The sequence below is a fragment of the Cellulomonas sp. P1_G12_2 genome, assembly GCF_056405535.1.
This window is the reverse complement of sequence record NZ_JBFUBX010000002.1, coordinates 870691-895383: the sequence shown is the minus strand read 5'-3', so window position 1 is coordinate 895383 and position 24693 is coordinate 870691. Positions and strand designations below refer to the sequence as shown.

Here is a 24693-nt window from a genome sequence, read left to right as displayed (position 1 = left end):
GGGACCCGCTCCGGGTTCCGGGCCGGCACGCGCCACCTGCGGATACGCTGACGCGATGACGACCGAGGCCGCACCGCGCACCACCTACCTGCTGGTGGACGGCGAGAACATCGACGCGACGCTCGGGTCGTCGATCCTCGGCGGCCGGCCCACCCCGGAGCAGCGGCCCCGCTGGGAGCGCGTGCTGACCTTCGCGCAGCAGACGTGGGACCAGCCCGTGAAGGCGCTGTTCTTCCTCAACGCCTCCAACGGCAACCTGCCGATGTCGTTCGTGCAGGCGCTGCTCGCCATCGGGTTCCAGCCGATCCCGCTGTCGGGCGAGTCGTACGAGAAGGTCGTCGACATCGGCATCAAGCGCACGCTCGAGGCCATCCACGGCCGCGGCGGCGACGTGCTCCTGGCCAGCCACGACGGGGACTTCGCACCCGAGCTGGAGCAGCTCGTCGACGACGAGGACCGTCGCGTCGGTCTGCTCGCCTTCCGCGAGTTCACCAGCACCCAGCTCTCGGCCCTCGTCGGGCGCGGGCTCGAGACGTTCGACCTCGAGGGCGACGTCGCCGCGTTCAACGTCCAGCTCCCCCGCCTGAGGATCATCCCGCTCGACGAGTTCGACCCGCTGCGCTACCTCTGAACCCTCCACAAGTGACCTAGGTCACGGGGCCATAACGGTTACCTGCTACCGGTAGGGATTTACCTAGTACCCCGTGGCTCAGGTGCTTTGTGCGCTGGTAGACAGTGCGCTGGTCCCGCCCGAGAACCCCGGTGACCTGACCCGTCAACGGCGACGGTGCAGGTCAACCGGCTCTCGGGCGGCCATCTACCGGCAGCACTGCTGGAGCGGAACCGCTCCGCCAGTCACCACGACGAGGTGGTCATGAAGCGTCACATCTTGGCGGGGCTCGTCCTCGCGCTCCTGACGACAGCGATCGTCCTGTTCTCCGGTCCCGAGCTGCAGGGCGTCGCCCTGCTCGGCGCGGCACTCGGCGGCGCCCTGGGCCTCGTGCCCGACCGGACCCCCGCGCAGCGCGCGGCAGGGTTCGCCGTCGGCTTCGTCGCGGCGTGGCTCGGCTACGCCCTGCGCGCCGCAGCCCTGCCCGACGCCGCGGCCGGTCGCGCCGTCGCGGTCCTCATCGTCCTCGCGCTCTGCCTCGCGGTCGCCGGGCTCAGCCGCGGCAAGCTCCCGCTGTGGTCCGCGCTGCTCGGCGCCGCCGCGATGGCGGGCGCGTACGAGGCGACGTACACCGCCGACCCGGCCTCGTTCGTCACCTCGTCGGCCGCGACCGCGACGTCCATCCTGCTCGCCGCAGGAGCCGGCTTCCTCGCGACATCGCTGCTCGGCGTCGTCGTCGAGCAGGACCGCGAGGAGGAGCGGGCCACCGAGGAGCACCTCTTCGCCCAGAACGAGGAGCCGGTCGCTGCCAACGCCGCACCCTCCCCGCGCCGCGGGCTGCCCGCCACCCGTCCATTCGACCCCCAGCCGGAGGCCTGACGTGCGACGCACGACCACCACCGCGGCCGCAGCCGTCGTCCTCATCCCCCTGCTCGTCGGCACGGCCGGAGCGCCCGCGTTCGCCGCGGACTCCGGCGACGTCGCCGTCACCAACACCGAGACCGTCCAGGCGCGACTGTCCGCCACCGGAGCGTTCCAGAGCGCCCGCGTGTACGAGCAGCTGGCACTGAGCGGCAAGGGCACGACGACGATCGAGAACCCCGTCTCGACGAAGGGCCTGCGCAACCTCGACGGCTTCGGCGGCTACCAGGTCACCGACGGCAAGCTCGTCAGCACCCTCAGCGTCGACGGCGAGCGGCGCGAGCGCTCGCTGAGCACCTACGACAAGGACCTCCCCCTGACCGTCGAGGTCACCTACACGTTCGACGGCAAGGCGGTGCAGCCGGGCACGGTCCTCGGCAAGTCCGGCACGCTCGGGGTGCACTACAAGGTCACCAACGTCACCGGCGCCACGCAGGATGTCACGTACGACGACGGCACCGGCACGGAGGCGACAGCCTCGGCCCAGACGGTCATCCCGATGATCGGACAGCTGGTCACCGTCCTGCCGTCCACCTTCACCGACGTGCAGTCCGACGAGGCCGGCATCGCCGGCGACGGACGCGGCGGTACCCGCATGCAGTTCCAGATGACCCTGTTCCCGCCCATCGGCTCCGCCACCGCGGAGTTCGGCTACACCGCGCAGGTCAGCCACGCGGTCGTGCCGAAGGCCACGCTGACCTCGATGGCGGTGTCGCCGCTCGACTACCCCTCGTTCAAGGGCGGCGCCGCCAGCTACCAGGCCGGCGCGCAGAAGGGCGTCGACCTCACGGGCGCCGGCCTGCTGCTCGACGACTCCGTGCTCCAGCTGCACGACGGAGCGGCCCAGCTGCTCGCGGGGCTGCTCCAGCTCCGCGACGGCGCGGCCCAGCTGGAGGAGGGCCTCAACGACGAGGCCGCACCCGGGGCCGCGGAGCTCGCGGCCGGACTGAACGGCAAGGCTCTCCCGGGCATCAACCAGCTTGCGGCCGGCCTCACCGGCAAGATCGCCCCGGGCGCCGACCAGCTCGCCGCGGGCCTCAGCAACACAGCGGCGCCGGGCGCGTCGGCTCTCGCCCTCGGGGCAGCGAAGCTCGATGACGGGCTCGCCAGCGCGAGCGCCAAGGCACCGGCGCTCATCGACGGCCTGACCCAGGTGGACGGCGGGCTCGCGCTCCTCGACGCCGGGCTGACCAAGCTGTACGGCGACATCGGCGCACTGCGCGCGACCAGCACCACGCCCTCCGCGGAGCCCAACGTGGTCGCTCTGCACAAGGGCATCCAGGACCTGCGTGACGGCATCGGCTCGACCACGACCGCGGGCACCCTGCTCGCGGGAGTGGACGGGCTGCGCCAGCAAGTCGGCACGGCAGCCCCGGCCGCGCTGGCGAAGATGGCACGTGGCGTCTACAGCATCGACCCCGCCGCTCCGGGCGCGTACCAGAAGCTCGGCTGCGCCGTCTCGGTGCTGACGAACCTGCGCGACGGTGCCGCGCCGGGCGCCGACCCCTGCTACGCGTCCTCCGGGGGGATCCGCCCGCCGCTGGCGGCGACGACCGACCCCTTCGAGCTGGCCGTCCTCAACGGTCTCATCAGCCAGCTCAAGGCCGGTCAGGCCGAGCTCGCCAACCCCGCGGCCCTCGGCAACCCCGACGTGGAGGCCTTCTACACCGCCACGCCATCCGACAGCGCCACGCTGCAGCAGGGTCTGACCTACCTGCAGGGCAGGCTCGCCCACCTGGCCGGCCCCGGCCTGGCCGCTGTCGAGTGCGGGCTGAGCCAGAGCTCACTGGGCACCACCGTCTGCACGAAGCCCGGCCTGCTCGACGGCCTGGTTCTGGTGGACAACGGCGTCACCGCGCTCCTCAACGGGATCGCTGACAAGGTCCAGACCGGCGTCGGCGACGCTGATGACCTCAAGGCCGACGGCACGCTACGCGGCGGTGTCCACTCCCTGCAGGCAGGGACCGACCAGCTGAGCGCGGGCGGATCCACGCTGGTCTCCGGACTCGGCCAGCTCGGCACTGGCGCACAGCAGCTCCGTGCAGGTGCCGGCTCGCTCGCAACCGGTATCCAGGGGGCCGCCACCGGCGCGACGCAGCTGTCCGACGGCATCGACACCGCGGCGTCCGGCTCGTCACAGCTGGCCGCAGGGATCGCCAGCGCCGCCGCCGGGTCGCAGCAGCTCGCCGACGGGCTGGTCGACGCCGCTGACGGGTCGACGCAACTGTCCGACGGGCTCGTCTCGGCCGCCGAGGGCGCGCCGAAGCTGGTCGACGGCACGCAGCAGCTGTCCGACGAGGGCACCTCGCAGGTGGTCGTCAGCGGCAAGGGGACCGCGGAGGACTTCGGCGTGAAGTACGCGGTGCTCAGCGCCGGTGCCGAGCGGGCCGCGACCGAGGGCATGGCCTACGGCGCCCCGGACGGTGCGGCGGGGTTCACGGCGTACTCGATCGACATCGCCGGGGTCGACGGGACCGGGGCCAGCTCGGTCGGGCGGCTCATCGCGGCGATCGTCCTGTTCGCCGCAGGGATCGGTCTGGCGACGTTCGCGCGGCGCCGGTTCGTCTGACCGCTCACCCGACAGACGCCGAAGGCGTGCGACACCACCCCCGGGTCGCACGCCTTCGGGCTGTCAGGACGCGAAGCCGGTCGCCAGCGTCTCGTCGATCGCCTGCTGCACCTGCTCGCGGTGCTCGGTGGTGAACAGGGCCACGCCGTGGGCGCTGCCCGGGAGCTCGAGGAACGTGCTGGGGTCGTCCGCGCGGGACACTGCCCGTGACGAGTCCACGCCGACGTTCGGGTCGTCGGTCGACGCGATGACCAGCAGCGGGCCGGTGTAGGTGCTCGACGTGGCCATCGCGACCTGACCCTCGAAGCTGGCCGGCGGACCGAGCGCCACGACCGCGACCGCGTCGACCTCGTCGGCGAGCGTGGCCGCGTAGGTTCCCCCCTTCGAGGCGCCCACCAGCGCGACGTCCGTGGCGCCGAGGCTCCGGAGCGTGTCGACGGCGCCCAGGAACGACGCCCTCCCGTCGTCCGACCAACCGAACGACGCGACGAGGTAGCCCTCCCCCGCCAGCCGGGCCAGCTCGTCGGCCCACTGGCACGCGTCGCCCCGGTCCTGCGGCGCGAGGAGCACCCCCTGGGTGCCGCCACCGGCGAAGGACACGAGCGTCGGATCGTCCGCGTCGCCTGTGGTCACGGTGGCGGTGCCCGCGGGGAGGCAGTCCGGGGTGTCGGCGGGCGTGAGGGAGGCCGAGATGCCGGCGGGGGACGGTGCGAGCGTCGGGGTCTCCGCGTCGTCGGACCCGGACGACGTGCACGCCGCGAGGGCGAGGACAGCGAGGCAGGACGTCAGGACGCGCACGGCTCTGGGCATCTCCCGTTCCTAGAGGTACGGAAGGTTTCGGGGCAACCCTGTCTCAGGTCGCGGCGTCGTACCGGTCGAGCACGATGTCGACCAGGCGCTCGTCGGGCGCGAGCGGCTCGGTGACCACGTCGGCCCCGGCCTCGAGCACGCGGTCGTAGAAGTAGCCGGGGGCCAGCAGGTACGAGGCGACGACCACCCGCCCGCCCGGCGGCACGTCTGCCCGAGCGGTCGCGACCGCTGCCGGCACGCGCGGCTCGGCTCCTGCGCCGTAGCCGATGGTCACGGGCTGCTCCAGCCGGTCGGCGAGGCCGGCGGCGACCGACTCGACCGCGAGCGCGGCAGCCGGGTCCGTCGAGCCGGCCGCAGCCAGCACGACGAGGTCGTCGGGGGCCAGGCCGGCGGCGTCCAGGCGGTCCAGCAAGATGTCCACGAGCCGCGGATCGGGACCCAGGGGCGATGCCGCGGAGGCGCCCGGCTGGTCGACGGCGGCCGCGATGTCGACCTTCACGTGGAAGCCGACCGACAGGAGCAGCGGCACGACGACCGCACCCGACGCGTCGCTCTCCAGGGCGTGCTCGACGACGTCGGCGACCTCGGGCTCCTGCACGTCGACGAAGGCCTCGCGCACGTCGAGGTCGGGACGGGCCGCCGCGACGCCGGTGAGGATCGACCGGACGGCCGCGCGGCCGTCGACGTCGTCCGTGCCGTGCGAGCAGCCGATGAGGACGGGCCCCTCGACGTCACCGAGCGGGCGATCGGGCACCGGACCCCGGGCGTGCAGCGCGTTCGTCATACTGCCTCCTCCAGCTGGAGACGGTATCCCCTCTTGACCACCGTGCGGATGAGGGTGCGGCTCCCGGTCGCGTCCCGCAGGCGCGCGATGGCCACCTCGGCGGCGTGCGGGTCGCGCGAGTCACCCGGGAGCACGGCCAGCACCTGGTCGCGCGGGACGACGGAGCCGCCCGCGGCCGCCAGCAGCCGGAGGACCTCCAGCCCCGTGGGCGTGAGGGCCAGCACGTGACCGTCCAGCACCGCGGTGCCGCGGTGGACCTGGAGCGGGCCCGCGACGGTCTGCAGCGCCTGCAGACCGCCGTAGTGGCCGACCAGCGCGCGGACCAGGGAGCCGAGCCGGCCGCGCTCGGGCACGAGCGGCTCGATGCCCCGCTCGAGCAGGGGCTTGGCCGTGATGGGTCCGACGGCAGCCATGACGACGCTGCCGCGCCGCGCGAGCTCGACGATGCGGTCGGTGACGCCGGCGTCGTCGGCAGCCTCCAGCCAGGCGTGCGCGCCGGGCGCCGACGTGAACGCGACGGCGTCGACCTCGCCCGCGGCGACCGCGCGCACCGAGGCCTCCACCACCGCGGGGTCCGGGGGTGGACCCCACCGGTACACGACGAGGCTGCGCACCCGAGCACCCGCGGCGGCGAACGCCTCGTCGAGCCCGTCGGCCCCCGCGCCGTGGTGCTGGACCGCGATGTCCCGGCCGGCGACGCCCTCATCCAGGAGCACCTCGGCGATCTCGGCGCTCGTCTCGGACTCGGCCACCCAGTCGGCGGTCAGGCCGGCCGCCTGGATCGCTCCGCGCGCCTTGGGGCCGCGCGCCACGATGCGCGTGCCGCGAAGCATGTCCACGAGCGGCTCGGCGAGGCCCAACGCATCGGCGGCCTCGATCCAGCCGCGGAAGCCGATCCCGGTGGTGACGACGACCGTGTCGGGCGGGTCCGCCAGCAGCGACCGCGTGCCACCGAGCAGTGCCGCGTCGTCGATGTGCGGCACCATGCTCAGCGCGGGAGCGTGCCGGACCGCGGCTCCGCGGCGACCCAGGGCGGCGGCGAGCTCGGCGGACCGGCGGTCGGCGGTGATGAGCACGACGAGGCCCGCGAGGGTCTGGTCGATGGGTTCGCTCACAGGGCCATTGTGACGGTGCCGGGGTCCGCTGCGACCGTCGACGCGGTCGTGTGAGCCGCGTCACCATGCGCGGGCTCGAGCAGACCCGCGGCGGCGACCGCACCCAGGACGATCACCGCGGGGGCACGGACCCCGGCCGACGCGGCGACGTCCACCACGTCGTCGAGCCGTGCGCGGGTGACGCGCTGGCCGGGCAGCGTGCCCTCCTCCACCAGTGCGACGGGGGTGGCCGGGTCGGCGCCGGCGTCCAGCGCCTCCGTGGCGAGCGTGGCCAAGGCGCTCACGCCCATGAGCACGACGACCGTGCAGGACTTGTCCCGCAGGCCTGTCAGCGCCGCGGACGACCAGCCGTCGTGCCCGTTCATCACGTGCACGGCGCTGACCGTCCCGCGGTGCGTCAGCGGGATGCCGGCCGCCGCGRGCGCGGCGAACGCGCTGCTCACCCCCGGGATGACCTCCACCGCGACGTCCGCCTCCCGGCAGGCGAGCACCTCCTCGCCACCACGCCCGTACACGAACGGGTCGCCGCCCTTGAGCCGGACGACCACTCGACCGCGCTGCGCCTGCTCGACCAGGATCCGGCCGATCTCGTGCTGCGGCACGGGGTGGTGCCCGGGCGTCTTGCCGACGTCGATGATCTCGACCCCGGGAGCGAGCTCGTCGAGCACCGCGACCGGACCCAGCCGGTCGGTCACCACGACGTCCGCCTCGGCCAGCGCGCGACGGCCGGCCAGCGTGAGCAGCCCGATGTCGCCCGGTCCGCCGCCGACGAGCACCACCCGTCCCGCGTGCGAGCGGCGCTGACGCAGATCCACGTGGCCCTCGCGCAGGTGCGCCGCGACCGCGTCGCGCACGGCGAGCGTGCGGCGCGGGTCCGGGGAGCCCGTCGAGACCACGCCCACGAGGACGTCACCCTGCTGGGTGGTCGCCGGCGTGCGTGCCGACCCCGCCGAGCCGTCGCCCGCGTCGATGCAGAACGTCTGGCGCGTGGCGGCCCAGGCCACGACTGACTCGTCGGTCGCGCGGTCGCCCGTAGCCGTGTGCACCAGCCAGGCGCCCTCAAGATCCGTCTCGGCCACCTCGCGCGCGCGCCACTCGACCAACCCCCACCGGTGCAGGTCCAGGAGAACCTCGCACAGCTGCGGGGCGACCACGACCACCACGGCGGCGTCCGCGAGCAAGGACTGCACACGGCGGGCCGCGACCGGCCCGCCGCCGACCACGAGGACGCGGCGGCCGGTGAGCTGGAGCCCGAGCATCGTGGTCATCGCCCGACCTCCACGAGTCCGTCGGACACCCGGACGGGCCAGGTGCGCAGGTCAGGGCTGAGACCACGAGCGGGGACCTTGCCCGCGACGTCCAGGCAGCGGCCCGTGGTCAGGTCGAACACCTGCTTGTACATCGGGGACGCGACGGTCGGCACCTCGACCCCGTCGACCGTCCGCGAGCCGACGATGCCCCGGGAGATCACGTGCGCGTCGCTGAACGGGTCGTGCTGCTGGACCGCCAGGACGCGGCCGTCGAGGAGTCGGAACAGGGCGACCTGGTCGCTGCCCAGCAGCGCCGCGGCGCCGCGCTCGGGGGCGAGGTCCTGCACCCGACACACGGCGGTCCACACAGCGGTCTCCAGCGTGGTCTCCAGCGCGGTCATGAGCGCACCTCCAGCCGGGCTCCGGCGACGAGAACGGGTTCGTGGTGAGGCGTCGGGCGTGCGTCGTCGCGCTCGTCGGCGGTGGCGGGGCGCGACTGGCCGCGCTCCGGGACGTACGCCAGCGAGGGGTCCGGGGTGTCGGGAGCGTTGACGAAGGACGCGAACCGGCGCAGCTTCTCCGGATCCTCGAGCGTGGCCTTCCACTCGTCCTCGTACTCCACGACGTGCAGGGCCATCTGCTCGTCCAGGTCCGCCGCGATGCCCAGCGAGTCGTCCATCACGACCGCCCGGACGCCCTCCAGGCCGCCCTCGACCTCCTCGATCCACGGCGCCGTGCGCTGCAGGCGGTCCGCCGTGCGCACGTAGTAGAGGAGGAACCGGTCGATGGTCCGCACCAGGGTCTCGGTGTCGAGGTCCTCGGCCAGCAGCTGCGCGTGCCGCGGGGTGAAGCCGCCGTTGCCACCGACATAGACGTTCCAGCCCTTGTCGGTGGCGATCACGCCGACGTCCTTGCCGCGGGCCTCCGCGCACTCACGCGCGCAGCCGGAGACCCCGAGCTTGATCTTGTGCGGGGAACGCAGGCCGCGGTACCGGAGCTCGAGCATGACCGCGAGCGCCACCGAGTCCTGCACGCCGAACCTGCACCACGTGGAGCCGACGCAGGACTTCACGGTGCGCAGCGACTTGCCGTACGCGTGCCCGGACTCGAACCCGGCGTCGACGAGGCGCTGCCAGATCAGGGGCAGCTGGTCGATGCGGGCGCCGAACATGTCGATCCGCTGACCGCCGGTGATCTTGGTGTAGAGCCCGAAGTCCTTGGCCACCTCGCCGATCGCGATGAGCCCCTCGGGCGTCACCTCGCCGCCGGCGATGCGCGGGACCACCGAGTAGGAGCCGTCCTTCTGCAGGTTGGCCATCACGTGGTCGTTGGTGTCCTGGAGCGTGGCCCGCTCGCCCTCGAGCACGTGGGCCGGGGAGGTCGTCGCAAGGATGGACGCGACGGTCGGACGGCAGATGTCGCACCCCCGGCCGCCGGTGCCGAACCGCTCGATGATCTGGGTGAACGAGGCCGCGCCGGACACCCTGACCGCGTCGTACAGCTGCGCGCGGGACAGGGCGAAGTGCTCGCACAGCGCGGTGCTGACGGCGATGCGCTGCGCGGCCAGCTCGGTGGTGACCAGCTTCTTGACCAGCGGGAGGCAGGACCCGCAGCTGGTGCCGGCCTTGGTGCAGGCCTTGACCGCGCCGAGGTCGGTGCACCCGTGCTCCGTCACCGCCCCACGGATCGTGCCGGCGGAGACGTTGTTGCACGAGCAGACGGCGGCGTCGTCGGGCAGCTCCAGCTCGGGCGCTCCGCCGCCGCCCTCGGGCAGGAGGAACGCGGCCGGGTCGCCCGGGAGCTCGCGGCCGAGCATCGGGCGCAGGCTGGCGTAGGCGCTGGCGTCGCCGACCAGGACGCCACCGAGCAGGGTCCGGGCGTCGTCGGACATCACGAGCTTCTTGTAGACGCCACCCACCGGGTCGGCCCACACGATCTCCAGCGCGCCGGGGGTCTGGCCGAACGCGTCCCCGAAGCTGGCCACGTCGACGCCCGAGAGCTTGAGCTTGGTCGCCGTGTCAGCACCGGGGAACGACGAGGTTCCGCCCAGCAGCCGGTCGGCCGTGATCTCCGCCATCGCGTACCCCGGGGCGACCAGGCCGATCGTCGAGCCCTGGATGCACGCGACCTCACCGACGGCGGAGATGTCGAGGTCGCTGGTCAGGCAGGTGTCGTCGACGACGATGCCGCCGCGCTCACCGATGGCCAGCCCGGACGTGCGACCGAGCTCGTCGCGGGGACGCACGCCGGCGGCGATGACGACGACATCGGCGTCGACCCGGCCGCCGTCGGCCAGCTCGAGACGACCGACGCCGCCACGGCGGTGCGCCCTGATCCGCGTGGTCATCGCGTTGAGGCGGACGCCGACCCCGAGCTGGTTGATGAGCCGCCGCAGCGCCTCGCCGCCGCCGAGGTCCACCTGGGCCGACATGAGGTGGGTGCCCACCTGGAGCACCGTGGTGCGGGCACCGAGCGCCTGGAGCGCGCCGGCCGCCTCCAGACCGAGCAGGCCGCCGCCGAGCACCGCGCCCTTGACCACGCGGTCCTCGGAGAGCTTCTCGACGTACCCGCGCAGGGCTGCGACGTCGTCGACGGTGCGGTAGACGAAGACCCCCGGCAGGTCGGCCCCCTCGAGCGGGGGCACCCAGGCCGACGAGCCCGTCGCCAGCACCAGGTGGTCGTAGTGCTCCGTGCGGCCGCGGGCGGTGGTCACGGTCTTGGCGTCGCGGTCGATCTGCGTCACGGCGTCGTCGCGGACCAGCGTCACCAGCGGGTCGGACCACAGCTCCGGGTCCCCGAGCGCGAGGTCGTCGGCGTCCCGACCCGAGAAGTAGCTGGTGAGCGCCACCCGGTCGTACGGGCGCCGGGGCTCCTCCGCCAGGACCGTGATGCGCCAGGCCCCGGCGGTGTCGCGGTCACGCAACGCCTCGACCAGTCGCTGCGCGACCATGCCGCCGCCGACGACGACCAGGTGCTGGTTCATGGGGTGCTCCGTCGGGCTGGGGGGTGGGGCGCCTCCCACGGTAGGAACCGGTTGTTTCCCTGGGTGGCGTGCGCCGTTACCTCGCGGGAACCTTTCCCGCACATGACGTTGGTCCTGGGTGTGAGAGTGGCGTCATGAGCCCCGTCATCGCCCTGCTCCGGGCCGCCAACGTGGGCGGCCGCACCATCAAGGCCGCCCAGCTGCGCGCCGTCGCCGAGGGCCTCGGCCACACCGCGGTCACCACCTACGTGAACAGCGGGAACATCGTGCTGGTGCCCCACGGCCCGTCGTCGTCCGTGGGTCCGGGCCTGTCGGACGCCCTGTCCGCCGAGCTCGGCTTCGACGTCCCGGTCCTCACCCGCACGCTGTCGCAGTGGGACACGCTCGTGTCCCGGGTGCCGTTCACCGACGAGGTTGCCTCCGACCCGTCGCACCTGGTCCTCTACTGCTGGGACGGCACCCCGAAGGACACCTCGTTCGACCCGACGCCGTACGGCAACGAGCGCGTCGCGTTCGCCGGGGACGAGACGTACGCGTACTACCCCGACGGCATCGGCCGCTCGAAGCTCACGCTCCCCGTGCTGGAGAAGGCGACCGGGCGCTCCGGGACGGCGCGCAACTGGAACACCGTGCTGGCGCTGCAGCGCCTCGCCCGCGAGCGCGCGTGACTAGCGTGGTCGCCATGACCACCCTGTTCACCAAGATCATCGCCGGCGAGATCCCCGCCCGGTTCGTGTGGGCCGACGACGTCGCCGTGGCGTTCGGGACCATCGCGCCCATCACCGACGGGCACGTGCTCGTGGTGCCGCGCGACGAGATCGTGCAGCTGACCGAGGCGCCCGACGACGTGCTGGCGCACCTGATGGCCGTCGCGAAGGTGATCGGTGCCGCCCAGCAGGCAGCCTGGTCCGCACCGCGCGCGGCGCTGCTCGTCGCCGGCTTCGAGGTTCCGCACCTGCACCTGCACGTGCTGCCCGCGTGGGACGAGGCGAGCCTGACGTTCCGCAACGCCCGCGCCGACCTGCCCGCCGCGGAGCTGGACGCAGCGGCGGAACGAGTGCGCGACGCCCTGGTGGCCCAGGGCCACGGCGCGAACGTCCCCACGACGCTGAGCTCCCCTGCCCTCTCCCGCTGAGCGTCCGCACGATCGAGCGTCCCGGCGACCGGATGCGCGGACGTCCCGAACCCGACGGCACCGACGTCCGCACGATCGAGCGTCCCGGCGACCGGAAGTGCGCACGTCGGCGCACCGGGCAGCGGCGTCGGTGGAAGGGAGACCAGTCCCCAAGGGGTCTCGCACCGAACTCTCGGCATCACACCGGCACCGTGCAATGTTGTGCTGGCGGAGCATGGAAGACGACATCGGCGCTGGCGAGGCAGAGCCGGACCGGCAGCGACCACAGGAAGCAGGACGCAGATGGCTGGACGTCGGGACACGGGGCTCGCCGCGCTGGCGGGGGTAGCCGCAGGCGTGGTGACGATCGGTGTCGGCTCGCTCGTCGCCCTGGTCACCGGGCCGACGTCCGACCCGCTCGTCGCCGTGGGGTCCGCGTTCGTCGACGCGACGCCCGCGTGGCTGAAGGACTTCGCCGCCTCCACGTTCGGCACGGCGGACAAGGTGGTCCTCGGGATCGGTGAGGTGGTGGTGCTGCTGGCACTCGCCGCGCTGGCCGGGGTGCTCGCCGCGCGGCGGTGGGCCTGGGGCGCCACGCTCGTCGTGGTCCTGGGCGCGGCGGCGGGACTGGCGGCGATGGCCCGACCGGACGCCGGGACGCTCGCGGCCGCACCGGCGATCGTCGGTGCCGTCGCCGGGCTGCTGACCTTGCGCGCGCTGGTCCGTCGGCTGCCCGGAGCGCCCGGCCGGCCCAGTCCCGAGGGGGTCCAGCGGCGCGCGTTCCTGCAGGCCACGGCGGCCGCGGGTGCGCTCGGTCTGGTCGGTGTGGTCCTCGGCCGGGCGATCGGCGCCGGTGCCCGGGGTGCCCAGTCGGCGCGAGCGGCGATCCGGATCCCGCGGCCGGCCACCTCCGCGGCACCCGTCCCTGCCGGGGTGGACGTCGGCGTCGACGGCGTCGGTCCGTGGCAGACGCCCGCGGACGAGTTCTACCGGATCGACACCGCGCTGGTGGTCCCGCAGGTCGACCCGAGCACGTGGACCCTGCGCGTCCACGGGATGGTCGAGCAGGAGGTCACGCTCACCTGGGACGAGCTGCTGGCGGGCGATCTGGTCGAGGCCTGGGTGACGCTGGCGTGCGTGTCCAACCCGGTGGGCGGCGACCTCATCGGGAACCAGAAGTGGCTGGGGCTGCCCCTCGCGGACGTGCTTGCCCGGGCGCGCCCGACCGCCGACGCCGACATGGTGCTCTCGCGCAGCGTCGACGGGTTCACGGCATCGACCCCCCTGGCTGCCCTGACCGACGGGCGCGACGCGCTGCTGGCGATCGCGATGGACGGCGAGCCGCTGCCCGTCGAGCACGGCTTCCCGGTGCGCATGGTGGTCCCCGGGCTGTACGGGTACGTGTCCGCGACGAAGTGGGTGACCGAGCTCCGGGTCACTCGGTTCGCCGACGCCACCGCCTACTGGACCGACCGTGGCTGGTCCCCGGAAGGGCCGATCAAGACGCAGTCGCGCATCGAGGTGCCGCGGCCGAGCAGCTCGGTCCCCGCCGGGTCGGTGGTGGTGGCCGGCACGGCCTGGGCGCAGCACCGAGGCGTCACCGGCGTGCAGGTGCGGGTGGACGAGGGGTCCTGGAACGACGCGACGCTCGCCGACGACGGCGGGATCGACTCGTGGCGCCAGTGGTCGTGGACGTGGGACGCGGAGCCGGGCGAGTACCAGTTGTTCGTCCGCGCCTCGGACCCGCAGGGACCGCAGACGGGTGCCGTCGCGGGCGTCATCCCGGACGGCGCCACGGGCTACGACACGGTCCGCGTCACGGTCACCTGACCGGCCACCATGTCGTTGCGCATGTCCTGAACGTGGACAGCGGACGCATGAACATGGTCGGCGCTCAGGCAGTGGTCGCCGGGGTGGGTTCGCGGGCGTCTGACGTCGCCGCGGTCGCCGGGGCCGGCTGGTCCGGGTCGGAGCGACGCAGCCAGTCGACGATGCCGCACACCGCGTCCTCGCACCCGCCGCAGCCGGTGGTGGCCCGCGTCGCCGCCGCCACGTCGTCCACGGATCGCGCGCCGTGCCGCCAGCAGCCGACGATGTCACCCTTGGTGACCCCGTTGCACCGGCACACGACGGCCCGGTCGGGCATCAGCGTCGGGCTCGCGGCAGGGACGGCCGTCCCTGCGACGGGTCGCATGAGCAGCTGGGCGGGGTCGGCCGGGACGGGGGTGCCCCGCGTGTAGGCCGCGACGAGGTCGGCCGCGACCGGCCCTGCGCCGACGCACGTGGCACCGATGACGCGACCGTCCGCGACGACGACTTCGATGTGCCGACCGCCCTCGGGGTCGCTGAGCCGCACCCGCCGACCCTCGGACACCGACCCGGCACCGCAGACGCCCATCGCGACGACGTCGAGGCCGACGCCCTTGACCTTGACCACGTCCGTGCCGACGGTCGGCAGGGGCACGTCGTCGCGCGCCGCCGACGGTTCGGTGAGCAGCGTCGCGAGGCGTCGTGCCTGGTCCCAGCCCTGCGCGATCAGCCCGCTGCCGCCCTCGGGAGGCTCGGCGCAGTCGCCGATCGCGAACACGCGCGCGTCCGCCGGGGAGGCCAGGTCGGGGCCGACGACGATGCCGCGCGCCACGTCCAGACCGGCCCGCTGCGCGAGCCCCACCTCGGGGTACGTGCCCGCGGTGAGCACGAGCAGGTCGGCGGGGAGCACCTCGCCGCCCTCGAGCCGCACACCGGTCACGCGTCCGTCGCTGACCACGGCCTCCTCGGTGCGGGTGCCGACCCGGACGGCGATCCCGAGCGACGTCAGCCGCGCGGTGGTGACGGCGGCGGCCGGCCCGTCGAGCTGCCGGTCCATCAGGTGCGCACCGCCGTGCACGACGGTCACGGGAACGCCGCGGTGGGAGAGCCCGCACGCGACCTCCAGGCCGAGCACCCCGCCGCCGACGACGACCGCGCGGTGGGCGTTCACGGTGGCGGCGACGATCTCGCGGGCGTCGTCGAGGGTGCGCAGCGCGTGCACCCCGGCGGGCAGGCTGTCGTCGTCGCGTCGGCCGAACAGGTCCGGGATGCGGGCGCGCGCTCCGGTGGCGAGCACGAGGATGTCGTACGGGTGCCGCTCCCCTGCCTGGTCGTGCACGACGCCCGAGGACCGGTCGACGGTCACCGCGCGCGTGCCGGGCAGCACCTCGCTGGCGGACCGGTGGGCGTTGCGCGGCAGCGTGATCGACGCGACGTCGAGCTTGCCGGCGACCACCTCGGACAGCAGCACCCGGTTGTACGGCTCGTACTCCTCGTCGCCGAGGACAGTCGTGCGAAACCGACCGCCCGGGTCGCGCTGGTGCAGGTCGTCGACGAACCGCGCGCCGACCATGCCGTGACCGACCACGACGACGCGGATCTGGTTCCCCGAGCTCATCGGACCACCTCCCCCCCGAACAGCAACGACTCGTCCTCGAGCACCTCGACCGGTCCCTCCCACCGCTGGACGTCCACCGCGCACACCTTGAACTCGGGCATCCCGGAGATCGGGTCGGTGGCGTCGGTGGTCAGGCGGTTGGCGCTGCTGGTGCCGCTCCAGTGGAACGGCAGGAACACCGTGTCGGCCCGCACCGCGTCGGTCAGCCGCGCCCGGACGACCCCGCGGCCGCGACCGGTGTCGAGCTGGACCAGGTCGGACTCGGCGATGCCCAGGCGGTCGGCGAGCAGCGGGTGGAGCTCGACGTAGGGCGCCGGGGAGCTGCGCACCAGCTCCGGCACCCGGCGGGTCTGCGCGCCGGACTGGTAGTGCGCGAGCACCCGCCCGGTCACCAGGAACAGGGGCGCGTCGCGGCGCAGGTCGTCCGACGGGCCGCGGTGGTCCACGGGGATGAGGCGCGCGCGGCCGTCGGGCGTCGGGAAGCGGTCGAGGAACATCCGCGGGGTGCCCGGGTGCGGCGTCGGCCCGGCGGGGACCGGCCAGAACAGGTCCGGCTCGGCGTCCAGGCGCGCGTGGCTGAGCCCGCTGTAGTCGGCGCGGCCGCCCGCGGACGCACGGGCCAGCTCGTCGAACACGACCGCCGGTGAGGTGTCGAACCGGACGGTCGACCCGAGCCGGAGCGCCAGGTCGGCGAGGATCTCCAGCTCGCTGCGCACCCCGGGCGGGGGCGGCAGGGCCTTCCGGCGACGGATGACGCGCCCCTCGAGCGAGGTCATCGTGCCCTCCTCCTCCGCCCACTGCGTGACGGGCAGGACCACGTCGGCGAGCAGGGCGGTCTCCGACGGGAAGAAGTCGCACACGACGAGCAGGTCGAGCGAGGCGAGCCGCTCCCGGACGCGGTCGGCGTCCGGAGCGCTGACCAGCACGTTCGATCCGTGCACCAGCAGCGCGCGCGGGCCGCCCGGCGTCCCGAGGGAGCGCAGCAGCTCGATCGCGGGCATCCCCGTCCGGGGCAGGTCTGCGGGGTCGACGCCCCACACGCCGGCGACGTGCGCACGCGCCGCCTCGTCCTCGATGGACCGGTAGCCCGGCAGCTGGTCCGCCTTCTGACCGTGCTCGCGGCCGCCCTGCCCGTTGCCCTGGCCGGTGATCGCGCCGTAGCCGGACCCGACGCGTCCGGGCAGTCCGAGCAGCAGCGCGAGCGTGATGGCCGCGGTGACGGTGTCGGTGCCCTGCGTGCTCTGCTCGACCCCGCGGCCGGTGAGGATGTACGCACCGGAGCCGCCGCGCGACGGCGACGCGTTGGCCAGCAGGAACGCGGCCCGGCGCAGCGACGCGACCGGGACACCCGTGACCTGCTCGGTCCGCTCGGGCCACCAGAGGGCCAGCGACCGTCGGATGTCGTCGAGACCCGTGGTCCGCTCGGAGAGGTACGCGAGGTCCGCGAAGCCCTCCGCGAGCACGATGTGCGCGATGCCGAGCAGCAGGGCCAGGTCGGTGCCCGGGACCGGCTGCACGTGCAGGCCGCGCTCCTCGGTGGTCAGGTCCGCGGTCGCCGAGCGACGGGGGTCCACGACGATCAGGCCGCCCGCGGCCCGTACCCCGGCGAGGTGCTGGACGGCCGGCGGCATGGTCTCCGCGAGGTTCGACCCGAGCAGCAGCACGGCCTGCGCGCCGCCCAGGTCGGCCAGCGGGAACGGCAGGCCACGATCCAGGCCCAGGGTCCGATTGGCGCCCGCCGCGGCGCTCGCCATGCAGAACCGGCCGTTGTAGTCGATGTTCGGCGTGGCCAGCACGGTGCGCGCGAACTTGCCGAGCGCGTACGCCTTCTCGTTGGTCAGGCCACCGCCGCCGAACACCGCGACGGACTCCGGACCGTGGGACTCGCGCAGGGCGGCCAGCCGGGTGGCGACGAACGACAGCGCGGTGTCCCAGGAGACCGGCTGGCCGTGCAGCAGCGGGGTGGTGAGCCGGTCCGTGGCCCGCAGGAGCGTGGGCGACGTCCACCCCTTCTGGCACATGCCGCCCTTGTTCGTGGGGAAGTCCCGGCCCGCGGCGGTGACGGTGCCCTCGTCAGAGGTGTGCAACGTCTGCGCACACTGGAGCGCGCAGTAGGGGCAGTGAGTCGCCGCCGCGGGCTGGGACATCAGATGACCGTCGCGCCGAAGGAGCCGGTGCGGCGCTGGTACACGGCCCAGGTGGTGAGGCTCATGACCAGGTACAGCCCGACGATCACCCACAGGGCCGCCTGGATGTTGCCGGTGGCCGAGGTCGAGATGGCGAACCCGCGCGGGATGAGGAACCCGCCGAACGCGCCCACCGCACCCGCGATCCCGAGGCAGCCCGCCGCGGCCTTGACGCGCCGGGCGCGGTCCTCGTCGTCGGTGGCCCCGAAGCGGAACACCGCGGGGATCATCCGGTAGACCGAGCCGTTGCCGGCACCCGTCGCGACGAAGAGCACGAGGAACGAGGCCAGGAACGGGCCGAACGCGTGGGCCCGCAGGGCGAAGATCGCGCAGACGACACCGACCGCCATCACGCCGAAGGCGACGATCGTGACGCGCGCACCGCCCAGCTTGTCGGCCAGCATGCCGCCGAGCGGCCGGGCGATGGACCCGACCAGCGCACCGGCGAACGCGATCGTGATCGTGACCTCGGGGAACTGGTTCTTCAGCAGCGTCGGGAACGCCCCGGAGAAGCCGATGAACGAGCCGAAGGTGCCGATGTAGATGAACGAGATGATCCAGGTGTGCCGCGCCCGGGCGGCGACGCCGTAGGAGCGCGGGTCCGCCTTGGCGTTGGACAGGTTGTCCATGTACCGCCAGGCCAGCAGGGCCGCGATGAGCACCAGCGGCACGAACATGAGGCCGGCCCGCTCGAGCTCCAGCCCGGCCGCGCCGACGATCACCAACGGCACCGCGAACTGCACCGCAGCGGTGCCGAGGTTGCCTCCGGCCGCGTTCAGGCCGAGCGCCCGGCCCTTCTCCTTCTCCGGGTAGAAGAACGAGATGTTGGCCATCGAGGACGCGAAGTTGCCGCCGCCGACACCGGCGAGAGCCGCGACCGCGAGCAGGGCGCCGAAGCCGAGCTGCGGGTTCTGGACGGCGACCGCGAGCGCGATCGTCGGGACCAGGAGCAGCAGGGCGGACACGATGGTCCAGTTGCGGCCGCCGAAGATCGGCACCGCGAACGTGTAGGGGATGCGCAGCGTGGCGCCCACCAGGCTAGGGAGGGCGATCAGCCAGAACATCTGGTCGACCGTGAGGACGAAGCCCGCGGCGGGCAGCTGGGGGACGACGATGCTCCACAGCGCCCAGACGGCGAACCCGAGGAACTCGGCGAAGATCGACAACCCGAGGTTGCGGCGGGCGATCGCCCGACCGACGGAGGCCCACTGGCCGCTGTCCTCGGGGTTCCAGCCGTCGATCCATCGGCCAGGGCGGTGGGTGAGCGGCGCAGTGTCGAGAACGGGTGTGGTGCCGGCGTCGGTCGCGAGCTGTGTCGCCATGGGGACCTCCGGGAGGACGGTGTCAGGGGGCTCGGTCGACGACGACGCTAGGCAGCGGATGTTTCGACCGACCTGTCCGATCGGTTGCGCGCACGGTTCTTTTCGCGCACCGGTTGCCGCGGGGGCCTGTGAGATCAGGCGAGCGGACGCACCCGCACGTGCTCGGCGGGGACGCTCAGACGCACCTCGGCACCGACGTGCAGACCCAGCCGCGCGACCTGCGCCGGCGGCAGGTCGACGAGCACGTCACCCGTGGTCCGGAGGCGCACGCCGGTGGTCCCGGGCTCGAGGTCGACGACGCGCGCCGGCCAGCCCTCCCCGACCGTGACGGCGCTCGGCGAGAAGGTCACCTGCACCCGTCCGCCCGGTCGCCCGGGAGCGCAGGGGATGACGACGCCGTCCGGTCCGGCGACCGCCGAGGACCCGTCGGGCAGGGCGACGAGCGTCCCGACGACGAGGTTGACCCCCGCCAGCGCGGCCGTGAACGGGTGCACGGGGTCGGTGAGCACGTCGAGCGGCCGACCCTGCTCGACCACCCGACCGTCGTGCAGGACGACCACCCGGTCGGCGAGCGTCACCGCGTCGAGCACGTCGTGCGTGACCAGCACCGTGGCGGTGCGCGTGCGGCGCACCTGCTCCCGGACCAGCTCGCGCAGCTCGGCGGCGGTCCGCACGTCCAGCTGCGCGAACGGCTCGTCGAGCAGCAGCACCGCCGGCTCTGCCGCGAGCGCCCGGGCCAGAGCGACGCGCTGCCGCTGGCCGCCGGACAGCGCGTCGGGACGCCGCTCGGCCAGCCCGCCCAGCCCGACCGCCGCGAGCCACTCGTCGGCCACCGCTCGGGCCCGGGCCACCGGCATCCCCGCCGCCCGCGGACCGAACGCGACGTTCTCCCGCGCGCTCAGGTGCGGGAACACCAGGGGGTCCTGACCGAGCAGGCCGACGGACCGGTGCTCGGGCCGCACCGCCGACTCCACCCGCTCGTCCCACACCGCCGTCAGTGTCCGCTCGCCCACGCGCACCACCCCGTCCGTGGGGACCAGGTGCCCCGCCAGGACGGCGAGGAGCGTGGACTTGCCGGCACCGTTGGGCCCGAGCACGCCCACGATCTCCCCGGGATGGGCGGCGATCGTCACGTCGAGCGCGAAGGCCCCGCGGCGCACGACGACCTCGGCGTGCAGCGACGTCACGCGGCACGCCCCGGGCGCCAGGCCCGCGCGGCAAGCAGGACGGCGACCGCCGCGAACACCAGCAGCAGGGACAGCGCGACCGCGGTCCCCTGGGTCACGCCGGCTCCGTTGAACGCCGAATAGATGGCCAGGGGCATGGTCTGCGTGACGCCCGGGGAGTTGCCCGCGAACAGCGCGGTCGCGCCGAACTCGCCCAGCGCCCGCGCGAAGCAGAGCACCGTCCCGCTGACCAGACCGGGCATGACGAGCGGCAGGGTGATCCGGCGGAGCACGGTCCAGCGGCCGGCGCCGAGGCTCGCGGCGACGACGTCGAACCGCGTGCCTGCCGTCCGCAGCGACCCCTCCACCGACAGGACGAGGAACGGCATCGCGACGAACGCCTGGGCGATCACCACGGCCGCCGTCGTGAACGGGATGCTGATCCCGAACCACGTGTCGAGCGTCTGCCCGACCAACCCGCGCCGCCCCAGCAGGTAGAGCAGCGCGATGCCGCCGACGGTCGGGGGCAGGACGAGCGGCAGCGTCACCAGGGCGCGGAGCAGGTCGGCGGGCCAGCCGTGCGCCCGCGCGAGCACGACGGCGAGCGGCACGCCGAGCACCAGGCACACGACGGTCGCGACGACCGACGTCGACAGGGAGAGCCACAGGGCATCGAGTGCGGACGGCGTCGTGATGTCGGCGGGCAGCGAGCCCCAGTCCGCGCGCACGAGCAGGGCGACGACCGGGAGCACCAGCAGACCGGCCGCCAGGGCGGCGGGCACCCAGAGGACACCGGGGACGCCGACGGAGCGTTCGCGGGTCACGGCGCGGCGAACCCGTGGTCCGCCAGGATCCGCTGCCCCTCGTCGGAGAGCACCAGGTCGACGAACGCCCGGGCGGGTGCGCCCTCGGTGAGGGCGACGATCGGGTAGGAGTTCACGGCGGACGCGGCCTCCACGAACTCGACTCCCTCGACCGAGTCGCCGGCCGCCCGCACGTCGGTCCGGTAGACCAGGCCGGCGTCGGCGTCGCCGGTCTGCACCTTGGTGAGCACGGCCTTGACGTTCTGCTCCTCGCTCACGGGCGTGAGCGCGAGGCCGGCACCGTCCAGGACGGTGCGCGCCGCGGACCCGCAGGGCACCTGGGCCGCGCACAGGACGACCTTGCCGCCCGACGACGACACCTCCGCGAGGTCGGCCAGCGAGGAGATCCCGAGCGGGTTGCCCGGCGCGACGACGATCTCCAGGGTGTTCGTCGCGAAGACCGCAGGCTCCCCCGCGGCGAGGCCCGTCTCCGTGACCTCGGCCATGGTCGCCTGGTCGGCCGACGCGAACACGTCCGCCGACGCCCCACCGACCAGCTGCGTCGCCAGCGTGGCCGAGCCGTCGTACGTCACCGGGTGCACCGTGACCCCCGGACTCTGCTCCGCCAGCTCGGCGGCGAGCTCGTCGAACGCGCCCTGCAGGGAGGCCGCCGCGAAGATCGTGAGCTCCCCGGTGGGGCCCGTCGGGTCGGGCGCGGAGGCCGGGGGGTCCGCCGCGCAGGCGGTCAACGCCAGCAGCACCGCCGCCGCGCCGGCGAGGGCGCGCACCCTCATCGTGGCGTCTCGACGAGCACGGTCGTCGCCTTGACCACCGCGGTCGCGCGCGATCCGACCTCGAGCCCCAGCTCGCGCACCGCCTCGGTCGACATGAGCGACACCAGCCGGAACGGACCGGCCTGCAGCTCGACCTGGGACATCACGGTGTCGGAGAGGATCCGCGTCACCAGGCCGGTCAGCCGGTTGCGCGCCGAGCTGGTGCCGGCGGAGGGGTCGTCGGGGGTCCGCGCACGCTCGACGGCCAGCGCGGCGAGCTCGACGCCGCCGACGACGCTGCGGCCGGCGTGGTCGGTCCGGGCCTCCAGTGCGCCCGACTCGACCCAGCGGCGCACGGTGTCGTCGCTGACGCCCAGCAGCTGGGCGGCCTCGCTGATGCGGTAGTCGGTCACGAACGCGATCGTAGTGCCGCAGAAGCGACTGTCCAGCGCTCCCTGATCCGCAGATGCGGAACTCAGGCGGAAGTCCATCCCGGCCGGTAGCGTCCGGGCATGGCGAAGAAGTCCGGCAAGAAGCACCAGGACAAGGTCCCGAACGACGTCTACGAGGCGGAGCTGTCCCGGCTCCAGGCCGAGCTGGTGAGGGTGCAGCTGTGGGCCAAGGAGACGGGTGCACGGATCGTCGTGGTGTTCGAGGGCCGAGATGCCGCCGGCAAGGGCGGCACGATCAAGCGCATCGCCGAGTACCTCAGCCCCCGCATCGTGCGCATCGCCGCCCTGCCCACACCCACGGAGCGCGAGAAGGGTCAGTGGTACTACCAGCGCTACGTGGCGCAGCTGCCCACCGCGGGCGAGGTCGTCCTGTTCGACCGCTCCTGGTACAACCGCGCGGGGGTGGAGAAGGTCATGGGCTTCTGCACCCCGGAGGAGTACGACCGGTTCATGCGCCAGACCCCGATCTTCGAGCAGATGCTCATCGAGGACGGGATCCTGCTGCGCAAGTACTGGTTCTCCGTGTCCGACAAGGAGCAGCTCAAGCGGTTCCGGTCGCGGCTGAACGACCCGCTGCGGCAGTGGAAGCTGAGCCCGATGGACCTCGAGTCGATCAGCCGGTGGGAGGACTACTCCAAGGCCAAGGACGAGATGATGGTGCACACGGACACGATCGGGAGCCCGTGGTTCGTCGTGGAGTCGGACATCAAGAAGCACGCCCGCCTCAACATGATCAGCCACCTGCTCTCCACCATCCCGTACAAGGACGTCCCGCACGACAAGGTCACGCTCCCGGCCCGACCGTCCGCGTCGACCGGGTACGAGCGACCGTCGCGCGAGCTGTCCACCTACGTCCCGAACCACGTGGCGAAGCTGCTGGGGGATCCCGAGAGGTACATCTGACGCCGAGGGCGAACGCCCGTTGCGTCGCGGCCGATCACCTGCGACGTTGATCCGCATGTCGACGACCTCGACCTCCCCCGGCCCGTCCCTGCGGGTCTCCCTGCCCGGTCTGCAGCCGTCGGTGAAGGACTTCCTCACCAACGAGGCCGGCAGCGCCGTCTACCTGCTGGCCGCCACGGTCGTCGCCCTCGTCTGGGTCAACTCGCCGTTCGCGGACTCCTACGAGTCCCTCTGGCAGACCTCCGCCGGCTTCCACCTGGGGAGCTGGGGCGTCGACCTCGACCTGCACCACTGGGTCAACGACGCCGCCATGGCCATCTTCTTCGCGGTGGTCGGCCTGGAGATCAGCCGCGAGGCCACCACCGGGGAGCTGCGCGACAAGCGGACGGTCGCCGTCCCCGCCCTGGGCGCCTTGGGCGGTCTGCTGGTCCCGGTGCTCATCTACCTGGCGTTCAACGGCGGCACGGACGCCGCGCACGGGTGGGGCGTCGTCATGTCGACGGACACCGCGTTCCTCGTCGGCATCCTCGCTCTGTTCGGTCCCAAGTGCCCCGACCGCCTGCGCCTGTTCCTGCTCACGCTCGCGATCGTCGACGACATCGGCGCGATCACGGTGATGTCGATCTTCTACACCGACGAGGTCGACATGGCCGCGCTCGCCATCGCCGCGGCGATCGTCGTGGGGATCCTCATGCTGCGCTGGCTCAAGGTGTGGCAGCTGGCGCCCTACGTCGTCGCCGGGATCGCGCTCTGGTTCGCGGTGCAGGCGTCGGGCGTGCACGCGACCCTGGCCGGCGTGATCATCGGCCTCCTCGTCCCGGCCCGGCCGCCGGACCAGGAGACCATCGACGAGGTGGCCGGCTACGGGCGCAAGCTGATCGACGACGCGACGGCCGAGCGCGAGCACCTCGCGGAGCTGGCGGCACGCGCCGCGGTGCCCACCAGCGACCGGCTGCAGCGGATCCTGCACCCGTGGAGCGCGTTCGTCGTGGTGCCCCTGTTCGGCCTGGCCAACGCGGGCATCCAGCTCGACGTGGAGTCCCTGCAGGCCGCCGCGCAGTCCCGGCTGGCCATCGGCGTCGCCGTGGCGCTCGTGCTCGGCAACGCCATCGGCATCACCGGCGCGGCCACCCTGGCGCTCCGGCTGGGTCTGGGCGAGCTGCCCGGACGCGTGCGCTGGGGGCACCTGCTGGGCGGCGCCGTGCTCGCGGGCATCGGGTTCACCATCTCGCTGTTCATCGCCGAGCTCGCGTTCGACGACGCCGAGCACCTGGACAACGCGAAGATCGGCATCCTCGTCGGGTCGCTCACGGCCGCGGTGCTCGGCTCGATCCTGCTGCGCTGGCTCGGGGAGAAGCTGCCGCTGTGCTCGCCGCTCAGCGACGCCCCGCCGCCGCTGCCCCCGCTCCCGTGGAGGGCGCCGGAGTAAGCACGTGCACCGCTCCGTCACGTGGTGATCACCCCGCCGTAGCCCGCCCGGAACACGAGTACGCCACGATGCGCCG

At 73.5% G+C, this 24693-nt stretch carries 21 protein-coding genes; 8 read left to right on the top strand and 13 right to left on the bottom strand.

Going from position 1 to position 24693, the window contains the following annotated elements:
• Positions 1–55 precede the first annotated feature (55 nt).
• The 3 genes from AC1DXT_RS12320 (at position 56) to AC1DXT_RS12310 (ending at position 4100) form a co-directional block, all read left to right on the top strand.
• A complete protein-coding gene (locus AC1DXT_RS12320) occupies positions 56–631 on the top strand; it encodes an NYN domain-containing protein (RefSeq protein ID WP_477061599.1) in 576 nt (191 codons plus the stop codon).
• Positions 632–874: 243 nt separating this feature from the next.
• The gene (locus AC1DXT_RS12315) at positions 875–1489 is read left to right on the top strand and encodes a hypothetical protein (protein WP_477061598.1); all 615 of its coding nucleotides are present in this window, start codon (positions 875–877) and stop codon (positions 1487–1489) included.
• Position 1490: 1 nt separating this feature from the next.
• Complete coding sequence (locus AC1DXT_RS12310; RefSeq protein ID WP_477061597.1) at positions 1491–4100, top strand: hypothetical protein; 2610 nt, start codon at positions 1491–1493, stop codon at positions 4098–4100.
• Positions 4101–4163: 63 nt separating this feature from the next.
• On the opposite strand, the gene AC1DXT_RS12305 is transcribed toward AC1DXT_RS12310, so the two are convergent.
• From AC1DXT_RS12305 to nirB, 6 genes are read right to left on the bottom strand one after another with little or no spacing between them, the layout of a single operon-like run.
• A complete protein-coding gene (locus AC1DXT_RS12305; RefSeq protein WP_477061596.1) occupies positions 4164–4910 on the bottom strand; it encodes an alpha/beta hydrolase family protein in 747 nt (248 codons plus the stop codon).
• Positions 4911–4953: 43 nt separating this feature from the next.
• The gene (locus tag AC1DXT_RS12300) at positions 4954–5694 is read right to left on the bottom strand and encodes a sirohydrochlorin chelatase (protein WP_477061595.1); all 741 of its coding nucleotides are present in this window, start codon (positions 5692–5694) and stop codon (positions 4954–4956) included.
• Entirely contained in the window at positions 5691–6809 is a 1119-nt protein-coding gene (locus AC1DXT_RS12295; protein ID WP_421740877.1) for a uroporphyrinogen-III synthase, read from the bottom strand. The genes AC1DXT_RS12300 and AC1DXT_RS12295 overlap by 4 nt, the downstream gene beginning before the upstream one ends.
• Positions 6806–8077, bottom strand: a complete 1272-nt coding sequence (cobA, locus tag AC1DXT_RS12290; RefSeq protein ID WP_477061594.1) for a uroporphyrinogen-III C-methyltransferase — start codon at positions 8075–8077, stop codon at positions 6806–6808. The genes AC1DXT_RS12295 and cobA overlap by 4 nt, the downstream gene beginning before the upstream one ends.
• The gene (gene nirD / locus AC1DXT_RS12285) at positions 8074–8460 is read right to left on the bottom strand and encodes a nitrite reductase small subunit NirD (protein WP_477061593.1); all 387 of its coding nucleotides are present in this window, start codon (positions 8458–8460) and stop codon (positions 8074–8076) included. Before nirD ends, cobA begins: the two co-directional genes overlap by 4 nt.
• A complete protein-coding gene (gene nirB / locus AC1DXT_RS12280) occupies positions 8457–11042 on the bottom strand; it encodes a nitrite reductase large subunit NirB (protein ID WP_477061592.1) in 2586 nt (861 codons plus the stop codon). Before nirB ends, nirD begins: the two co-directional genes overlap by 4 nt.
• A 134-nt stretch (positions 11043–11176) precedes the next feature.
• Here nirB and AC1DXT_RS12275 point away from each other — a divergent pair, with 134 nt between their 5' ends.
• The 3 genes from AC1DXT_RS12275 (at position 11177) to AC1DXT_RS12265 (ending at position 13986) form a co-directional block, all read left to right on the top strand.
• Positions 11177–11710, top strand: a complete 534-nt coding sequence (locus tag AC1DXT_RS12275; protein WP_477061591.1) for a DUF1697 domain-containing protein — start codon at positions 11177–11179, stop codon at positions 11708–11710.
• A 14-nt stretch (positions 11711–11724) separates the two neighbouring features.
• Positions 11725–12177 (top strand): HIT family protein, encoded by a 453-nt coding sequence (locus tag AC1DXT_RS12270; protein ID WP_477061590.1) that lies wholly within the window; start codon positions 11725–11727, stop codon positions 12175–12177.
• Between the two features lie 282 nt (positions 12178–12459).
• Positions 12460–13986 carry a molybdopterin-dependent oxidoreductase gene (locus AC1DXT_RS12265; RefSeq protein ID WP_477061589.1) on the top strand — a complete coding sequence of 509 codons (1527 nt, stop codon included), beginning with the start codon at positions 12460–12462 and terminating at the stop codon, positions 13984–13986.
• A 64-nt stretch (positions 13987–14050) separates the two neighbouring features.
• On the opposite strand, the gene AC1DXT_RS12260 is transcribed toward AC1DXT_RS12265, so the two are convergent.
• From AC1DXT_RS12260 to AC1DXT_RS12230, 7 genes are all read right to left on the bottom strand, one after another.
• Positions 14051–15583, bottom strand: a complete 1533-nt coding sequence (locus tag AC1DXT_RS12260) for an FAD-dependent oxidoreductase (RefSeq protein WP_477061588.1) — start codon at positions 15581–15583, stop codon at positions 14051–14053.
• The gene (locus AC1DXT_RS12255; RefSeq protein WP_477061587.1) at positions 15580–17730 is read right to left on the bottom strand and encodes a molybdopterin oxidoreductase family protein; all 2151 of its coding nucleotides are present in this window, start codon (positions 17728–17730) and stop codon (positions 15580–15582) included. Before AC1DXT_RS12255 ends, AC1DXT_RS12260 begins: the two co-directional genes overlap by 4 nt.
• Positions 17730–19091, bottom strand: coding sequence for an MFS transporter (locus tag AC1DXT_RS12250; protein ID WP_477061586.1), 1362 nt, complete (start codon positions 19089–19091; stop codon positions 17730–17732). The genes AC1DXT_RS12255 and AC1DXT_RS12250 overlap by 1 nt, the downstream gene beginning before the upstream one ends.
• 134 nt (positions 19092–19225) lie before the next feature.
• Positions 19226–20278 (bottom strand): ABC transporter ATP-binding protein, encoded by a 1053-nt coding sequence (locus AC1DXT_RS12245; RefSeq protein ID WP_477061585.1) that lies wholly within the window; start codon positions 20276–20278, stop codon positions 19226–19228.
• Positions 20275–21081 carry an ABC transporter permease gene (locus AC1DXT_RS12240; protein ID WP_477061584.1) on the bottom strand — a complete coding sequence of 269 codons (807 nt, stop codon included), beginning with the start codon at positions 21079–21081 and terminating at the stop codon, positions 20275–20277. Before AC1DXT_RS12240 ends, AC1DXT_RS12245 begins: the two co-directional genes overlap by 4 nt.
• Positions 21078–21854 (bottom strand): molybdate ABC transporter substrate-binding protein, encoded by a 777-nt coding sequence (modA, locus tag AC1DXT_RS12235; RefSeq protein WP_477061583.1) that lies wholly within the window; start codon positions 21852–21854, stop codon positions 21078–21080. The genes AC1DXT_RS12240 and modA overlap by 4 nt, the downstream gene beginning before the upstream one ends.
• Positions 21851–22246 carry a TOBE domain-containing protein gene (locus tag AC1DXT_RS12230; protein WP_477061582.1) on the bottom strand — a complete coding sequence of 132 codons (396 nt, stop codon included), beginning with the start codon at positions 22244–22246 and terminating at the stop codon, positions 21851–21853. The genes modA and AC1DXT_RS12230 overlap by 4 nt, the downstream gene beginning before the upstream one ends.
• Positions 22247–22345: 99 nt before the next feature.
• Here AC1DXT_RS12230 and ppk2 point away from each other — a divergent pair, with 99 nt between their 5' ends.
• Positions 22346–23188 (top strand): polyphosphate kinase 2, encoded by an 843-nt coding sequence (ppk2, locus tag AC1DXT_RS12225; RefSeq protein WP_477061581.1) that lies wholly within the window; start codon positions 22346–22348, stop codon positions 23186–23188.
• Positions 23189–23243: 55 nt separating this feature from the next.
• Positions 23244–24617, top strand: a complete 1374-nt coding sequence (gene nhaA / locus AC1DXT_RS12220; protein ID WP_477061580.1) for a Na+/H+ antiporter NhaA — start codon at positions 23244–23246, stop codon at positions 24615–24617.
• The last annotated feature ends 76 nt before the right edge of the window (positions 24618–24693 follow it).

Excerpts from the sequence above, each read along its gene's own strand:
- AC1DXT_RS12315 (WP_477061598.1), top strand. The coding sequence starts at position 875 with ATGAAGCGTCACATCTTGGCGGGGCTCGTCCTCGCGCTCCTGACGACA.
- modA (WP_477061583.1), bottom strand. The coding sequence starts at position 21,854 with ATGAGGGTGCGCGCCCTCGCCGGCGCGGCGGCGGTGCTGCTGGCGTTG.
- nirB (WP_477061592.1), bottom strand. The coding sequence starts at position 11,042 with ATGAACCAGCACCTGGTCGTCGTCGGCGGCGGCATGGTCGCGCAGCGA.
- AC1DXT_RS12260 (WP_477061588.1), bottom strand. The coding sequence starts at position 15,583 with ATGAGCTCGGGGAACCAGATCCGCGTCGTCGTGGTCGGTCACGGCATG.
- AC1DXT_RS12255 (WP_477061587.1), bottom strand. The coding sequence starts at position 17,730 with ATGTCCCAGCCCGCGGCGGCGACTCACTGCCCCTACTGCGCGCTCCAG.
- AC1DXT_RS12275 (WP_477061591.1), top strand. The coding sequence starts at position 11,177 with ATGAGCCCCGTCATCGCCCTGCTCCGGGCCGCCAACGTGGGCGGCCGC.
- ppk2 (WP_477061581.1), top strand. The coding sequence starts at position 22,346 with ATGGCGAAGAAGTCCGGCAAGAAGCACCAGGACAAGGTCCCGAACGAC.
- AC1DXT_RS12270 (WP_477061590.1), top strand. The coding sequence starts at position 11,725 with ATGACCACCCTGTTCACCAAGATCATCGCCGGCGAGATCCCCGCCCGG.
- AC1DXT_RS12265 (WP_477061589.1), top strand. The coding sequence starts at position 12,460 with ATGGCTGGACGTCGGGACACGGGGCTCGCCGCGCTGGCGGGGGTAGCC.
- AC1DXT_RS12320 (WP_477061599.1), top strand. The coding sequence starts at position 56 with ATGACGACCGAGGCCGCACCGCGCACCACCTACCTGCTGGTGGACGGC.
- AC1DXT_RS12300 (WP_477061595.1), bottom strand. The coding sequence starts at position 5,694 with ATGACGAACGCGCTGCACGCCCGGGGTCCGGTGCCCGATCGCCCGCTC.
- AC1DXT_RS12250 (WP_477061586.1), bottom strand. The coding sequence starts at position 19,091 with ATGGCGACACAGCTCGCGACCGACGCCGGCACCACACCCGTTCTCGAC.
- nhaA (WP_477061580.1), top strand. The coding sequence starts at position 23,244 with ATGTCGACGACCTCGACCTCCCCCGGCCCGTCCCTGCGGGTCTCCCTG.
- nirD (WP_477061593.1), bottom strand. The coding sequence starts at position 8,460 with ATGACCGCGCTGGAGACCACGCTGGAGACCGCTGTGTGGACCGCCGTG.
- AC1DXT_RS12305 (WP_477061596.1), bottom strand. The coding sequence starts at position 4,910 with ATGCCCAGAGCCGTGCGCGTCCTGACGTCCTGCCTCGCTGTCCTCGCC.